Raw genomic sequence first — 15,054 nt, forward strand, 5'->3', positions numbered from 1 at the left:
GGTCACAGCGGAGGTTGCTCACCCGCGGATTACAGTTCGGTACATGTCGAAGAAGCTCGTGATCAAGGTGACCGCCGGAGCCGATGCCCCCGAGCGCTGCTCGCAGGCCTTCACGGTCGCGGCCGTGGCCGTCGCCAGCGGGGTCGAGGTCTCGCTGTGGCTGACCGGCGAGTCCGCCTGGTTCGCCCTGCCCGGCCGCGCGGCCGAGTTCGAACTGCCGCACTCCGCGCCGCTGCCCGATCTGCTCGACTCGGTCCTGGCGGGCGGGCGGCTCACGCTCTGCACCCAGTGCGCGGCACGGCGCGACATCACGGAGAAGGACGTCCTGGAGGGCGTACGCATCGCGGGCGCCCAGGTCTTCGTGCAGGAGGCCATGACGGACGGCACCCAGGCGCTCGTCTACTGAGCCCGGCCGGGGGCCGTCCCGGCAGCCCTCAGCGGCGCTTGCGGCCGTCGAGCTCGTCCCACCACTCGTCCGACTCCGGGTCGCCGGAGGGATCGTCCCACCAGCGGTCCTCCGGCCCCCGCCGGTTCGCGATCACCGCCGCGACAGGCGGAACGACCATGGCGACCACACACATCGCGACCGCCGCGGGGACGGACCACAGGCGCACGAAGGCCCAGGCGGAGACGAACAGGAAGAGGCATCCGCCCATCATCAGGAAGTAGACGCGCCTACGCCGGGCGTACATACCTCCAGCGTAGAACTCCCGCGCCCGGAACTCTCCTTGCGCGCGGCACGGGCCCGGACGGCACGAAGGGCCGCACCCCGCTACAGGTGGCGTCCAACCCCCTGGGGTGCGGCCCTCCGGCCGTTCGTGCGCGTGAAACTACACGGCGATGGCGACCTCGGCGAGGCCCCCGGTCTGCGCCACGACCGTACGGTCGGCGGTGCCGCCCGGAACGAGGGCGCGCAGCGTCCAGGTGCCCTCGGCCGCGTAGAAGCGGAACTGTCCGGTCGCCGAGGTCGGAACCTCGGCGGTGAACTCACCGGTCGAGTCCAGCAGGCGGACGTAGCCGGTGACGGGCTCGCCGTCGCGGGTCACGCTGCCCTGGATGGTGGTCTCGCCCGGCTTGATCGTCGAAGCGTCGGGGCCGCCGGCCTGTGCTCCACACATGGTGTTCTGTCCTTCTGGTCGGGGTCCTGCTGATCGGATCCTGCGGAATTACTTGTTGGCGCCGAGCTCGATCGGCACGCCCACGAGGGAGCCGTACTCGGTCCACGAACCGTCGTAGTTCTTGACGTTCGCCTGGCCGAGCAGCTCGTGCAGGACGAACCACGTGAGCGCGGAGCGCTCACCGATGCGGCAGTACGCGATGGTGTCCTTCGACAGGTCGACCTGCTCGTCCTCGTAGAGGGCCTTGAGCTCGTCGTCCGACTTGAAGGTGCCGTCGTCGTTGGCGTTCTTCGACCACGGGATGTTGCGGGCGCTCGGCACGTGGCCGGGACGCTGCGACTGCTCCTGCGGGAGGTGCGCCGGGGCGAGCAGCTTGCCGCTGAACTCGTCGGGCGACCGCACGTCGACGAGGTTCAGGCTGCCGATGGCCTTGACGACGTCGTCGCGGTAGGCGCGGATCGACTCGTCCTGGGCCTTGGCCTTGTACTCGGTGGCCGGGCGCGTCGGGACGGCGTCGGTCAGGTCGCGGGAGTCGAGCTCCCACTTCTTGCGGCCGCCGTCGAGAAGCTTGACGTTCTCGTGGCCGTACAGCTTGAAGTACCAGTACGCGTACGAGGCGAACCAGTTGTTGTTGCCGCCGTAGAGGACGACGAGCGTGTCGTTGCCGATGCCCTTCTCGGAGAGCAGCTTCTCGAAGCCGGCCTGGTCGACGAAGTCACGGCGGACCGGGTCCTGGAGGTCCTTGGTCCAGTCGATCCGGATCGCGTTCTTGATGTGGTTCTTCTCGTACGCCGAGGTGTCCTCGTCGACCTCGACGATGGCGACCTGCGGGTCGTCGATGTGGGCCTCGACCCAGTCGGCGTCGACCAGAACGTCTGCGCGGCTCATGTGTTTCTCCTCCGGGGCAGTCTGCGGCGGGGTGGTGCGGAGTGCGGGTGCGGGGTGTACGCGCAGGTGCGTGCGGAACGCGTACGGGAGGCACGGTCCGGCCCCGACGGAGTCGAAGGGCCGGGGGAAAACGGGAGAGATCCCGCTCAGAAGGTGCGACAGAGCATGGCGGCGACGCGGCACAGGTCTACTGCCCGCCGCTTCGTGAGGTCCGCCTGTCGCTTCATGTGTCCGATCGTAGGGAGGTACGGGCGGAGATGTCACCGCCGTGTCGCATGATGAGACACGATCGTCCGCGATGCGAGACGAGTGAGCCCTCGGCCCGTCCGGCGGCAGGGATTCCGGCCGTCTCCGCCGCGCGGCCATCTGCGCATCGGACCGGTCCGTCTCATTATCCGGATCGGCTGTCCGGACCGCCTTCGGCGATCCCCCTACCCCGCCCGGTGGCGGGCTACCCGCGAGAAGCCCGACTCGACGCCTCAGCCCGCGAGTTCGATGTCGGCGCCGGTCATCGATATCTCCAGGCCGCCCGGCGCGACCTCGATCTTCTCCAGCTTCAGCCCGTCCGGCAGTCCGCCGATCCCGCGCTCGAAGTCCGTCTTCTGCCTGACCAGGTCCTCCAGGCCGGGGATGCCCTCGCCCGGGACCTCGTCGGCGCGCACCTTGACCGTGTCGCCGTCGACCAGGGTGACGGTCGACAGCACGCTGCGCTCGATCTCACGGTCCAGCAGCGGAATGCGGACCGAGCCGGTGACCTTGACCTTGCCGTTGCCGCCGTAGGCCACGGTGACCCCGTCGTCGGCCGCCTCGGTGAGGGCGGCGTAGGAGACGACGGCCGTCCCGGTCGCCCTGGCGGCCTTCGCGCTGGTGTAGCCGGCACCGAGGGTGACCTGGTGCAGCTGGGCCCGGATCTCGCCGATCCGCAGCTCCCGGCCGGCCGCCTTGGCCCGCATGTCCCTGACCGTCACGTCGACCTGGTCGAGCTCCGAGCCCGCCAGCTGCGTCAGAAAGGGGAAGCCCTTGATCGAGATCTCGGTCGAACCGGCCTCCGCGCTGCCGAACGTGACCCGGTCCTCGGCCTCGGACTCCGCGAAGTACACGGCGGCGCGGTCGGCGGCGACGAAGACGCCGCCCAGGACCACAGCGATGATCAGCAGTATTCGCAGTGCGCGCATGCCTGGTGTTCCCCCACTCGGACCGGCCGGACCTCTGGCGCCGTGAGCCTACTGCCGCCGTGCGGCGCACCCGGAGTGACCGACGATCAAAAGGCCCGGCCGGTTCCAGGAGGGCGGGGAGCGGCGGGAGCGCGAGGGCGTCAGGCGATCGCCCGGCCGATCAGATAGACGGCGGGAGCCGCGGCCGTGAGCGGCAGCGCCACCCCTGCCGTCATGTGCACGAAGCGCGACGGGTAGTCGTAGCTGGCCACCCGCAGGCCGATCAGCGCGCAGCCGCCGGCCGCGAACCCGAGGAGGGCGGCGCCCGCGCCGAAGCCGAGGAACATCCCGGCCGCGAGGCCGGCGGCCGTCGAGGCGAGCAGCGCCGCGACGACCGAGACCGGGCCGGGCAGCGGCAGCGCCCTGACGAGAACGCCTGCGGCGACCGCGATCCCGCCGGCCGTCACCGCGTCGGGGACGGCCGCAAGATGCCCGGCGGCCAGCACCGCGAGCGAGGCCGAGGCAACGGTGGCCGTCAGCCCGTACATCCGCTCGTCGGCCCCGGCACGGCTGCGCAGCTGAAGGACGATGGTCAGCAGCACCCAGACGCCGAGCGTGCCGAGGATGGCCGCGGGGGCGTTGCTCCGGCCCGCGATCAGCAGGACGACATCGGCCACGAAGCCGCCCGCGAAGGCGAGCGCGATGCCCTGTCTGGCCGGCCACATGCCGTTGAGCCGGAACCAGCCGGCGGCGGTCACGGCCTGGAGCAGGACCAGGGGCACCAGCAGCGCGTACGCCCCGACGGCGGCACCGAGCGCGAGGAGCAGACCGAGGCCCGCGGTGATCGCGGCGGGCTGCATGCCCGGCGCGATGATCGGCGAGCGGCCCTCGGCGCGGGCCCGCTGGGCGTCGGTGATCCGGCTGTTGCCCAGGGTCGTGGGCGCCCCGTAACCGGACGCGTCGGTCGCACCGGGCCGGGCGGCCGGTGCCTCGGGCGCCGCCGGAGCGGCGGGCGCGGCCGGGGCCTCGGGCGGCAGCGGGTAGGCGGCCTGCGCGGGGGCGGGCGCCTGTGCCTGCGCGTGGGGCGCGTGCGTCCGAGGCGCGGGCTCGGGCTGCCGCGGCTGGATCGTCGGCTGGTACGTGGTGTCCCAGGTCTGGCCCTGCCACGTCTGGGCGACGCCCTCGTCCGCCTGGCCGCCCTGCGGCACGGCCTGCTCCGGATACACGGGGGCGGCATGCGGCTGCTGTCCGTACGCCGGCTGCTCGCCGTACGACTGCTGCGGGTGCTGCGGGTGCTGCTGCTCGCCGTACGACTGCTGCGGGTGCTGCGGGTGCCCGTACGCCGGGTCATAGGGCTGCTGCTGCCCGTACGCCGCGTCATAGGACTGCTGCGGCTGCTGCTGCCCGTACGCCGCGTCATGGGACTGCTGCGGCTGCTGCTGCCCGTACGCCGCGTCATGGGACTGCTGCGGCTGCTGCTGCCCGTACGCCGCGTCATGGGGCTGCTGTGCGTACTGCTGCCCGTACCCCGGGTCGTACGGATACTGCTGATCGTTGTTGCTCATGGTCTGCGGTTCACCCTCCTGCGAACGGCGGGAGCACCTCGACCGTGCCGCCCTCGGCAAGCCGTACGGTCTCATGACCCCGGGTCCCCACGGGATTCCCGTCTATCAGGAACGAGCACCGGAGCAGTACGCGCGACAGCTCACCGGGGTGCCGCTCGCGCACCCCGTCGAGCGCCTCTGCCAGCGTGTCCGCCGCGTACGGCTCCTCGGCGGTCCCGGCGGCGGCCTTGGCCGCGGCCCAGTAGCGGATGGTCCCCGCTGCCATGGCGGCACCCCTTTCGTCGTGCGTCAGCTGTCCATCATGAATCACGCCGACTCCGTCCAGTCGGCGATACGGGTCAGCAGTTTCCCGTCCGCCGCGTTCTCCGCGTGGCCCATGCCGTGCTCCAGCCAGAGATCGGCCCGGCCCCGCGCGGCGGCGGCCAGCATCCGCGGGTGGTCGACCGGGAAGTACGGGTCCCGGTCGCCGTGCACGATCAGCAGCGGCGCGGTGATCAGCGGGACCGCCTCGACCGGGGGGAGCGGCACGGGATTCCAGTCCTCGCGGTGGATACGGGTGCGGAAGCCGAGGCGGCCGACGATCCGGCCCAGGGGGCGGGTGACCACCCAGTGCAGCCGGCGCATCGGGGCGGTGCCCCGGTAGTACCAGCGCGCCGGAGCACTCACGGCGACGACAGCGTCTGTATGCGCCCCCGCGCGCCCCTCATGCGCCTCTGTGCGCCGCCCCACCCGATCGGCCCCCGGCGCCGCCGGTTCTTCCGCCACTGATCCGCCGGCTTCGGGCGCCGTATACAGAGCGGCGTGCCTGAGCACCACGGAACCGCCCATCGAGAAGCCGACCGTAACGATCCGCCGGTGTCCCAGCGACCTCGCCCAGGCGACCGCCGCCGCCAGATCCAGCACCTCGCGGTCGCCCACCGTGGACCGTCCACCTGACCTTCCGTGGCCCCGGAAGGAGAAGGTGATCACGGCCGCACGCTGGGCGAACACTTCCGCGGCCCGCAGCACGGCCGGCCGGTCGGCCGAGCCGGTGAAGCCGTGCGCGAGGACGACGGCCGTCGTTGCGGGCACGCTGCCCCCGGCGGCGCCGGAACCCGCCGTACACGGGGTGTACACCGCCTCGATACGGACCCCGTCACCGGTCAGCAATGTGGTGCGCCGGGGGACCGGCGTGATCGAGGGAACAGAAGAAGTCAGGAATCGACCCTCGGACACAGAACTCATGTGGGCTATTCTGCTGCGAAGAGGATCCGGGCAAGGCAGCCCCCGGGTCCTTTTGTGCTTTCCGAGCGTTGTTACGGCGACGTTTCCAACAGCTCAGCGGCCCCCTGGTACGGGGCAGCACAGTAAAAACCGTATGACGGCCGTTGTGGGTGAAGGTCGTACGGCAGTACGAATCAGTGCCGCATACTCCCCCGGGTCCGACCCGGGAGTGCCCCTCTCGCAGGGAACGAGGAGGACCGACGTAATGGGCGAGCCAACCGTGCACTATCCGACGACCCAGGCAGGTGGGCGGCGATGAGTTCACTGCTGCTTCTGACGAATGCCCTTCAACCGTCGACGGAGGTGCTCCCCGCCCTCGGCCTTCTGCTGCACAGCGTGCGGGTCGCCCCCGCCGAAGGACCCGCACTCGTCGACACCCCCGGTGCCGACGTGATCCTCATCGACGGCCGGCGCGACCTCCCGCAGGTGCGCTCGCTGTGTCAGCTGCTCCGGTCCACCGGACCCGGCTGTCCGCTGATCCTCGTCGTGACCGAGGGCGGCCTCGCGGCCGTCACCGCCGACTGGGGCATCGACGACGTCCTGCTGGACACCGCGGGCCCCGCCGAGGTCGAGGCCCGGCTGCGGCTGGCCACCGGCCGCCAGCAGATCACCGCCGACGACTCCCCCATGGAGATCCGCAACGGCGACCTCTCGGTCGACGAGGCGACGTACAGCGCCAAGCTGAAGGGCCGGGTCCTCGACCTGACCTTCAAGGAATTCGAACTGCTCAAGTACCTCGCGCAGCACCCGGGCCGGGTCTTCACCCGCGCCCAGCTGCTCCAGGAGGTCTGGGGCTACGACTACTTCGGCGGCACCCGCACGGTCGACGTCCACGTACGGCGGCTGCGCGCCAAGCTCGGCCCCGAGCACGAGTCGCTGATCGGCACCGTCCGCAACGTGGGCTACCGCTTCGTCACCCCCGAGAAGGCGGACCGCGCCTCCGAGGAGGCCAAGGCCAAGGCGGCGCCGAAGCCGGTCGACGAGGACGTCACCCGTCCGGAGCAGTCGCCGGAGGCCGAGATCACGGAAGAAGCCCCGGTCCGGCCTGCCAAGCGGTAGCGGGTGACAGCTGGACAGGGCCGGATCAGGGAGCGGGGTCTGGTGCGTGCAGCTGCAAGGCGGAGGATTGAGGCAATTGGGGTCTCCCCTGCTCGAGCGAAGCCGAGAGCTTGGGGAAGGAGCGTTGTCGATTGACGACAACGCCGCAGATGCGCGTGCCAGACCCCGCGAGCCCGGTCCTATCCGGCTGTCACCCGCTTGGTCGATCCGCGTAGACTGCCGCGCGTGGCCAAGGTGACGCGGGACGATGTGGCGAGACTGGCGGGGACCTCGACAGCGGTCGTCAGCTACGTCATCAACAACGGACCCAGGCCGGTTGCCCCGGCCACGCGCGAGCGGGTGCTCGCCGCGATCAAAGAGCTGGGTTACCGGCCCGACAGGGTGGCCCAGGCGATGGCATCGCGGCGCACCGACCTCATAGGGATGATCGTGCCGGACGCCCGGCAGCCGTTCTTCGCGGAGATGGCGCACGCGGTCGAACAGGCCGCGGCCGAGCGCGGGAAAATGGTGCTCGTCGGCAACTCGGACTACCGCGACGAGCGCGAGGTCCACTATCTGCGGGCCTTCCTCGGCATGCGGGTCTCCGGGCTGATCCTGGTCAGCCAGGGCCCCAGCGAGCGCGCGGCAGCCGAGATAGAGGCATGGGACGCCCGTGTCGTCCTGCTGCACGAACGCCCCGAGGCCATCGACGACGTCGCGGTCGTCACCGACGACATCGGCGGCGCCCAGCTCGCCACCCGCCATCTCCTGGAGCACGGCAACGCCTATGTGGCGTGCCTCGGCGGCACGGAGTCGACCCCGGTGGTCGGTGACCCGGTCGCCGACCACATCGAGGGCTGGCGCCGGGCGATGCACGAGGCCGGGCGCTCGACGGCCGGCCGGCTCTTCCACGCCCCGTACAACCGCTACGACGCCTACCAGGTCGCCCTGGAGCTGCTCTCCGGCCCGGACAGGCCCCCGGCCATCTTCTGCTCGACGGACGACCAGGCCATCGGGGTTCTGCGGGCAGCGCGCGAGCTGCGCATCGACGTGCCCGGAGAGCTCGCGGTGGCGGGCTTCGACGATGTGAAGGAAGCGGGGCTGACCGATCCACCGCTGACGACGGTCTTCTCCGACCGGCCCGCGATGGCACGCGCCGCCGTGGACCTCGTGCTCGACGACTCGCTGCGGGTCTCGGGCTCCCGGCGCGAGCGGCTGAAGCAGTTCCCGTCCGCCCTGGTGGTCCGCCGCTCGTGCGGCTGCGGGGAACCGACGGTCACCAAGCCGTAGCGGGGCGCGTCCTTATATCGGGCATACGAGGTTCTGCCGGGCTTCTCAGGGGGCACTCAGGCTGCTCTCATGTTCGCTGTCCACTCTCGTAGACATGACCGACAGCCACCGCCCGAGCGGCGAGTACCCGATGTCCCCCTCGAACGACAACGGTTCGCACGACAACGGTTCGTACGACAGCTCTTCGTACGGCAGCGCGTCGTACGACGGCACGTCGCAGGGCGGCGTGTCGCAGGGCGGCGTGTCGCAGGGCGGCGTGTCGCAGGGCGGCGTGTCGCAGGGCGGCGCCCCCGAGAGTGCCGCCTCGCACGGAACCCCCTCGTACGGGACACCTACGTACGGGACTCCTTCGTACGGGACGCCCTCGTCCGGCGGCGCCCCGGAAACCGGCGCCCCGCAGAGCGGCTCCCCGTACGGCGGCGGCGAGGCGGCCTACCCGCCGCCCCCGGCCTACGAGCCCGGCCCGCAGGGCGCCGGGACCCCCACCACGGTCCACGCCTGGCCTGCCCCGGTCACCGAGCCCGCGGCCCCGGACACCTCGGCGTCCCCGCGCCGGGTCAAGCGCCCCTTCGCGCTGCTGGCGGCCGTGGCCATCGCGGCGGCGGCCGTCGGCGGCGGCACCGCCACCCTGCTGGGAGAGCTGGCGGGCGGCAGCTCCAGCAGCTCCGGTTCCAGCGGTGTCGTCAGCGGCACCACCGTCTCGCAGAGCAGCGCGGGCACCGTCTCGGGCGTGGCCGCGGCCGTGTCGCCGGCCATCGTCGAGATCACCGCGACGTCCTCGGCGGGCGAGGCCACCGGCTCGGGCGTCGTCATCACGTCGGACGGCGAGATCGTCACCAACAACCACGTCATCTCCGGCGCTTCCCAGATCAAGGTGGCCCTCAGCACCGGCAAGTCCTACACCGCCGATGTCGTCGGCACCGACCCCGACAAGGACCTGGCGCTCATCAAGCTCCAGAACGCGAGCGGGCTGAAGACGGCCTCGCTCGGCGACTCCTCCTCGGTGAAGGTCGGCGACCAGGTCGTGGCGATCGGCTCACCCGAGGGCCTCACCGGCACGGTCACCAGCGGCATCGTCTCGGCGCTCGACCGCGATGTCACGGTCGCCAAGGACGAGGAGCAGGGCCAGCAGCAGCAACAGCAACAGGGCGGTCAACAGTGGCCGTTCGAGTTCGGCGGCCAGCAGTTCAACGGCGACACCGGCTCGTCCACGACGACGTACAAGGCCATCCAGACCGACGCCTCGCTCAACCCCGGCAACTCCGGCGGCGCCCTCATCAACATGAACGGCGAGATCATCGGCATCAACTCCGCGATGTACTCCCCCAGTTCGTCCAGCACCTCGGGCAGCACCGCCGCGGGCAGCGTGGGCCTCGGCTTCGCCATCCCGGTCGACACCCTCAAGGCCGACCTGGACACCCTGCGGGCCGGCGACGGCTCCTGACGAGGAGGTCCTCATGAAGCCCGTAACGGACCGCACGGCCGCCGGCCCGTCCGGCCTGGCCCTGCCACTCGCCCTGGCCGCCGAACTGGCGGCCCGGACACCCGCCCCGGCGGCCACCCGCCCGCCCGAGATCCACGGCGGCACGAGCCGCGGACGCCGTGCCGCGCGACGCCGTGCGGCGGCCGTGCGAGGCTGAGAACGACCGCACCGCCGCACCGGCGACACGAGGAAGAGGACGAAGAAGCGATGAGCCCCGCCGAAGACGATCCGCAGCGCGTACTGATCGTCGACGACGAGCCCGCCGTCCGCGAGGCACTGCAGCGCAGCCTCGCCTTCGAGGGGTACGGAACAGAGGTGGCCGTGGACGGCTACGACGCCCTGGCCAAGGCCGAGGCGTACGCCCCCGACCTGATCGTCCTGGACATCCAGATGCCCCGCATGGACGGCCTCACCGCCGCCCGGCGCATCAGGGCCACCGGGTCGACCACGCCCATCCTGATGCTCACTGCCCGCGACACCGTCGGCGACCGGGTCACCGGCCTCGACGCGGGCGCGGACGACTACCTCGTCAAGCCCTTCGAACTGGACGAGCTCTTCGCCCGCATCCGGGCCCTGCTGCGCCGCAGCTCGTACGCGGTCGCGGCAGGCGGCCCCGTACCCGACGACGACGTCCTCTCCTTCGCCGACCTCCGCATGGACCTGAACACCCGCGAGGTCACCCGCGGCACCCGCCGGGTCGAGCTGACCCGCACCGAGTTCACCCTCCTGGAGATGTTCCTGGCCCACCCCCGGCAGGTGCTGACCCGGGAGCAGATCCTCAAGGCCGTCTGGGGCTTCGACTTCGAACCCAGCTCCAACTCACTGGACGTGTACGTGATGTACCTGCGCCGCAAGACCGAAGCCGGCGGCGAACCGCGCCTGGTCCACACGGTGCGGGGCGTCGGCTACGCCCTGCGCTCCGGCGGCGGTGACGGGTGACCGGCCTGCGCCGCCGGCTCCGCGCCCTCCCGCTCCGCTCCCGGCTCGCCCTGCTGGTCGCCATGGCGGTCGCGGTGGCGGTGGCCGCGGTCGCGGCGGCGTGCTGGTTCGTGACGCGGCAGCAGCTGGAACACCAGCTGGACGAATCGCTGCGCGGCTCGAAGGTGGACCAGCTCTACCTGCAGAATCTGTACGCCTACTGCAAGGGCGGCACCTCCCAGGTGCCCCCGCATCTGCCCGGCGTGACGGTTCAGCTCATCGACTCCCAGGGCACGGTCTGCGTCGCGCCCGATGCCGTGTCGTCGAAGCTCCCGGTGAGCGGCGACGACGTGGCCGTGGCCGAGCGGAAGCGGACCTACACCCTGCACTCGGTGACAGCCGCGGACGGCAAGGACATGCGGGTCTACACCTCCCCGCTCGAGGTCCGGGGCCCGGGGGTCGACTCCGGGAACCTCGCGGTCTCCCTCGCGCGCCCCATGAGCGAGGTCACCGACCCGCTCTCCACCCTGGCCTGGGTCCTCGTCCTCGTCGCCGGCATCGGCGTCGTCGGCGCGGGCGCGGCCGGCCTCTGGGTCGCCCGTACCGGCCTGCGCCCGGTCGACGACCTCGCGCACGCCGTCGCGCACGTGGCCGAGACCGAGGACCTGACCATCCGCATCCCCGCCGAGGGCGAGGACGAGATCGCCCGGCTCTCCCGCTCCTTCAACTCGATGACCAGCTCGCTGGCCACCTCCCGCGACCGCCAGTCGCAGCTCATCGCGGACGCGGGGCACGAGCTGCGCACCCCGCTGACCTCGCTCCGTACGAACATCGAGCTGCTCGCCCGCAGCGACGACACGGGCCGGGCCATCCCGCCCGAGGACCGCAAGGCCCTGATGGCGTCGGTCAAGGCACAGATGACGGAGCTGGCCGCGCTCATCGGCGACCTCCAGGAACTCTCCCGGCCCGACGCCGCCCAGCCCGGCCCGCTCCAGGTGGTCGCGCTGCACGACATCGCCCGCAACGCCCTCCGGCGCGCCCGGCTGCGCGGCCCCGAGCTCACCATCACCGCCGAACTGGCCCCCTGGTACGTCCGCGCCGAACCCGCGGCCCTGGAGCGCGCGGTGGTCAACGTCCTGGACAACGCGGTGAAGTTCAGCCCGGCGGGCGGAACGATCGACGTCGTCCTGCACCGCGGCGAGCTGACCGTGCGGGACCACGGCCCCGGCATCCCCGCCGAGGAACTCCCACACGTCTTCGACCGCTTCTGGCGCTCCCCCTCCGCCCGCCAGCTCCCCGGCTCCGGCCTCGGCCTCTCCATCGTGGCCCGCACGGTCCAGCAGGCGGGCGGCGACATCGCCCTGACCCCGGCGGAGGGCGGCGGCACTCTGGCCTCCATCCGCCTCCCGGGAGCGCCCCAGCCGCCACCGGGGCAGTGAGGGCTCAGGCCGCCGGGTTGTGCCGGATCAGCGACTCCACCAGGCCGGTCCTGGTCGCCGGGAAGTCGAGCGGGACGATCCCCAGCCCGGTCCAGCCCGACGCCTCCGTCCCGTCGAGGAACGCGTGCACCTGCGGGTTGAGCCGGTCGGAGTTCCAGCGGGGCGGAAGCAAGGCCGCCGTCCTCACGTAGTTCATGAACAGCTTGCCGGGCTGCTGGGCGGCCTTACGGAACTGCGCCTCGATCTTCGGGTACTTGGCGAACGGCTCCGCCATGTAGTCGTCCTGGATGTCGAAGAGCGCGGAGTCGGCGTACCGGACTCCCGGCAGGCCGCCGTTGTCGGCGAGCAGCACGACCTTGCCCCGGGCCGCGCCCAGGTCCGGGAGTGTGGGGTCGAGGCGGAGGAGCGGGCGCCAGCCCTTGCCGTCGAGGTAGATGTCGAAGATCCGCCGGAACGCGGCGTCGCTCTCCTCCGAGTACTCCTGCTTGACCCGCATCAGCACGGTCTCGGACGGATGTCCGGACAGGAAGTCCCGGCAGGCGCCCAGCACATCGTCGAAGTTCAGGTTCTGGTACGACGCCCCGTGGTGGATGGCGTACGCGTCACCGCTGATCCGGCAGCGTACGTCGAGGAAGCGGATGCCGCTGTCGAGCTGCTGGGCCACCGTGGTGTTCTGGCACGCCGTCCAGAGCCCGCCGTAGCGCGCACCGGAGTTGTGCGTCCCCGGAATCGTGAGGCGGCGCAGCGGGATGGCGTCGGGGATGCCGCGCATCCAGTCCTGGGTACCGAGGGCCGCGCGGGAGGCGGCCCGGGCGGATGTCCCTCCGAGGAGGATTCCGGCGGTGACGGCGAGCGAGCCGGTGAGCAGGCTCCGGCGGGTGGTGGTGTGCGGGCTCATGGGGACATGCCTCCGGAGGCCGTGGGGGGATGGCTCCGGAATTATGACGGGTACTCATCAAGTGCGGAACAGGGCCTGCCCCGCCCGACGAACAGGGCCTGCCCCGCCCGACGCAAGCGGGGCGGCGAGCCTCCCGGCCCACCGCCCCGCCCGTCGTCACCCGTTCCGCTACTGCACGATCGTGATCCGGTCCGTGGCCGGCGGGGCCAGCGGGGCCGCGGCCGTGGAGTGGGCCGCCAGGTAGGCGTTGAACAGGTCCAGGTCGGACGGGCCGACCAGCTTGTTCGTGCCCTGGCCGAGGGCGGCGAAGCCGTCGCCGCCGCCCGCGAGGAACTCGTTCATCGCGACGCGGTAGGTCTTCGCCGGGTCGATCGGCTCACCGTTCAGCAGGATCGAGGAGGCGACCACCCGGTCGGCGCCCGCCTTCGTCATGTCCAGCGTGTAGGTGAGGCCCTTCGAGACCTGGAGGATCTTCGGCGAGGCCGCGTTGGAACCGCTGACCTGCTGCTGGAGGGCTGCCACCAGCTGCGCGCCGGTGAGGTCGACGACGTTCATCATGTTGGTGAACGGCTGGACGGTGAACGCCTCGCCGTAGGTCACCACCCCGTCGCCCTCGCTGCCCGACGCCGCGTACACCAGGTCGGAGCGGATACCGCCCGGGTTCATGAACGCGACGACCGCGCCGCCCTTGTCCGCGGGCGCCAGGCCCTCCAGCTGGGCGTCGGCGATCAGGTTGCCGAGCGGCTTCTCGGGGGCCGTGGAGCCGCGGCCGTCGATGTCGGCGGAGATGAAGCCCTGCGGCCGGCCGGCGATCGGCGCGGCGAGCCTGTTCCAGCGGGTGATCAGGGTCGTCATGTCGTCAGCCGGCTCCTGGGTCCGGCGGACGATGTGGTTCGCCGACTTCACCGACGTACGGACGATGTCCTTGGTGCGACGGTCGTAGGTGAGCGTCGTGTCCGTGTAGACCTTGCCGAACGACGACGCCGAGGTGACCATGCGCGGCTTGCCGGACGGGTCCGGGAGCGTGCACACGTAGGCCTGGTGGGTGTGGCCGGTGACCAGGGCGTCGACCTTCGGCGTGATGCCCTTGGCGATGTCCACGATCGGGCCGGAGATGCCGTCACCGGCGCCGGGGCTGTCGCAGTCGTAGTTGTACGCGTTGGAGGCCGGGGCCCCGCCCTCGTGGATCAGCGCGACGATGGACTTGACGCCCTGGCGGTCCAGCTCCTTGGCGTACTTGTTGACCGTCTCGATCTCGTCGTGGAACTTCAGGCCCTTGACGCCGTTGGCCGTGACGATGTTCGGCGTGCCCTCCAGGGTCACCCCGATGAAGCCGATCTTGACGCCGTTCTTCTTCCACACGGTGTACGGCTTGAGGACCGGCTTGCCGGTCTTCTCGTTCGTCACGTTCGCCGCGAGGTACGGGAAGTCCGCGCCCTTGAACTCCTTGCCCTCCTCGTAGCAGCCCTCGACCGGGTGGCAGCCGCCGTTCTGCAGACGGGCGAGCTCCGTGGCCCCCTCGTCGAACTCGTGGTTGCCCACGGCGGTCACGTCGAGGTCGAGCCCGTTGAGCGCCTCGATGGTGGGCTCGTCGTGGAAGAGGCCCGACAGCAGCGGGCTCGCGCCCACCATGTCGCCGCCGGCGGCCGTGACGGAGTACGCGTGGCCCTGGCGCGCGGTGCGCAGCGAGGTCGCGAGGTACTCGACGCCACCGGCCGGGACCGGCTTCACCGAGCCGTCGGCGCGCCTCTCATTCACCTCGCCTGCGGAACCGGCCGGCGGCTCCAGGTTGCCGTGCAGGTCGTTGAAGGAGAGCAGCTGCACGTCGACGGTGCGGGGCTGGTGGTGGCCGTGGCCCTTGTCCTGGGCGCCCGCCGGCATCGCGGCGACGAGCGCGCCGACGGTGACAAGTCCGGCCGTGGCGGCGAGCACCCGCCGGGGCACACGGTTCTTCTGCGGAGTCGCTGACATCGGTCCCCTTGAAAGTGTCTGAATCCTGC

At 71.5% G+C, this 15,054-nt stretch carries 16 protein-coding genes and 1 pseudogene; 7 read left to right on the plus strand and 10 right to left on the minus strand.

Annotated features, from left to right (window positions below):
- Positions 1 to 43: 43 nt before the first annotated feature.
- A complete protein-coding gene (locus tag ACWCQM_RS35450; RefSeq protein WP_450919186.1) occupies positions 44 to 406 on the plus strand; it encodes a DsrE family protein in 363 nt (120 codons plus the stop codon).
- 28 nt (positions 407 to 434) lie between these two features.
- On the opposite strand, the gene ACWCQM_RS35455 is transcribed toward ACWCQM_RS35450, so the two are convergent.
- The 8 genes from ACWCQM_RS35455 to ACWCQM_RS35490 all read right to left on the minus strand — a co-directional run bounded on the left by ACWCQM_RS35455 (position 435) and on the right by ACWCQM_RS35490 (position 5,949).
- A complete protein-coding gene (locus ACWCQM_RS35455) occupies positions 435 to 692 on the minus strand; it encodes a DUF3099 domain-containing protein (protein ID WP_073743534.1) in 258 nt (85 codons plus the stop codon).
- 138 nt (positions 693 to 830) lie between these two features.
- Positions 831 to 1,118, minus strand: a complete 288-nt coding sequence (locus tag ACWCQM_RS35460; RefSeq protein WP_014154938.1) for a DUF1416 domain-containing protein — start codon at positions 1,116 to 1,118, stop codon at positions 831 to 833.
- Positions 1,119 to 1,166: 48 nt separating this feature from the next.
- Positions 1,167 to 2,006, minus strand: a complete 840-nt coding sequence (locus tag ACWCQM_RS35465; RefSeq protein ID WP_450919187.1) for a sulfurtransferase — start codon at positions 2,004 to 2,006, stop codon at positions 1,167 to 1,169.
- Positions 2,007 to 2,152: 146 nt separating this feature from the next.
- On the minus strand, positions 2,153 to 2,233 hold the full coding sequence (locus ACWCQM_RS35470; protein ID WP_350310325.1) for a putative leader peptide: 81 nt from the start codon (positions 2,231 to 2,233) through the stop codon (positions 2,153 to 2,155).
- 252 nt (positions 2,234 to 2,485) lie between these two features.
- Positions 2,486 to 3,181 carry an LmeA family phospholipid-binding protein gene (locus tag ACWCQM_RS35475; RefSeq protein WP_450919188.1) on the minus strand — a complete coding sequence of 232 codons (696 nt, stop codon included), beginning with the start codon at positions 3,179 to 3,181 and terminating at the stop codon, positions 2,486 to 2,488.
- A gap of 140 nt (positions 3,182 to 3,321) precedes the next feature.
- Positions 3,322 to 4,725: a hypothetical protein gene (locus ACWCQM_RS35480; protein ID WP_450919189.1), complete on the minus strand. Its 1,404-nt coding sequence runs from the start codon at positions 4,723 to 4,725 to the stop codon at positions 3,322 to 3,324.
- A 10-nt stretch (positions 4,726 to 4,735) separates the two neighbouring features.
- Entirely contained in the window at positions 4,736 to 4,990 is a 255-nt protein-coding gene (locus tag ACWCQM_RS35485) for a MoaD/ThiS family protein (RefSeq protein WP_073745905.1), read from the minus strand.
- 41 nt (positions 4,991 to 5,031) lie between these two features.
- The gene (locus tag ACWCQM_RS35490; protein ID WP_450919190.1) at positions 5,032 to 5,949 is read right to left on the minus strand and encodes an alpha/beta hydrolase; all 918 of its coding nucleotides are present in this window, start codon (positions 5,947 to 5,949) and stop codon (positions 5,032 to 5,034) included.
- Positions 5,950 to 6,243: 294 nt separating this feature from the next.
- Between ACWCQM_RS35490 and ACWCQM_RS35495 the strand changes: the two genes are divergently transcribed.
- The 6 genes and pseudogenes from ACWCQM_RS35495 to ACWCQM_RS35520 all read left to right on the plus strand — a co-directional run.
- Positions 6,244 to 7,047 carry a response regulator transcription factor gene (locus ACWCQM_RS35495; protein WP_450919191.1) on the plus strand — a complete coding sequence of 268 codons (804 nt, stop codon included), beginning with the start codon at positions 6,244 to 6,246 and terminating at the stop codon, positions 7,045 to 7,047.
- Positions 7,048 to 7,272: 225 nt separating this feature from the next.
- A complete protein-coding gene (locus tag ACWCQM_RS35500) occupies positions 7,273 to 8,316 on the plus strand; it encodes a LacI family DNA-binding transcriptional regulator (protein ID WP_450919192.1) in 1,044 nt (347 codons plus the stop codon).
- A gap of 94 nt (positions 8,317 to 8,410) precedes the next feature.
- Positions 8,411 to 9,760 carry a S1C family serine protease gene (locus tag ACWCQM_RS35505; RefSeq protein ID WP_450919193.1) on the plus strand — a complete coding sequence of 450 codons (1,350 nt, stop codon included), beginning with the start codon at positions 8,411 to 8,413 and terminating at the stop codon, positions 9,758 to 9,760.
- A 13-nt stretch (positions 9,761 to 9,773) separates the two neighbouring features.
- The gene (locus tag ACWCQM_RS35510; RefSeq protein ID WP_450919194.1) at positions 9,774 to 9,956 is read left to right on the plus strand and encodes a hypothetical protein; all 183 of its coding nucleotides are present in this window, start codon (positions 9,774 to 9,776) and stop codon (positions 9,954 to 9,956) included.
- Positions 9,957 to 10,006: 50 nt separating this feature from the next.
- Positions 10,007 to 10,738: a response regulator transcription factor gene (locus ACWCQM_RS35515; protein ID WP_450919195.1), complete on the plus strand. Its 732-nt coding sequence runs from the start codon at positions 10,007 to 10,009 to the stop codon at positions 10,736 to 10,738.
- Positions 10,735 to 12,150: pseudogene (locus ACWCQM_RS35520) on the plus strand (sensor histidine kinase); the annotation flags it as partial. The gene ACWCQM_RS35515 and the pseudogene ACWCQM_RS35520, both read left to right, overlap by 4 nt.
- Before the next feature lie 10 nt (positions 12,151 to 12,160).
- Here the strand turns inward: ACWCQM_RS35520 and ACWCQM_RS35525 are convergent.
- Both ACWCQM_RS35525 and ACWCQM_RS35530 read right to left on the minus strand, forming a co-directional pair.
- Positions 12,161 to 13,054: a phosphatidylinositol-specific phospholipase C gene (locus ACWCQM_RS35525; RefSeq protein ID WP_450919196.1), complete on the minus strand. Its 894-nt coding sequence runs from the start codon at positions 13,052 to 13,054 to the stop codon at positions 12,161 to 12,163.
- 168 nt (positions 13,055 to 13,222) lie between these two features.
- On the minus strand, positions 13,223 to 15,025 hold the full coding sequence (locus ACWCQM_RS35530; RefSeq protein WP_450919197.1) for a bifunctional metallophosphatase/5'-nucleotidase: 1,803 nt from the start codon (positions 15,023 to 15,025) through the stop codon (positions 13,223 to 13,225).
- Positions 15,026 to 15,054 lie beyond the last annotated feature (29 nt).

Source organism: Streptomyces sp. NPDC002125 (assembly GCF_053593715.1).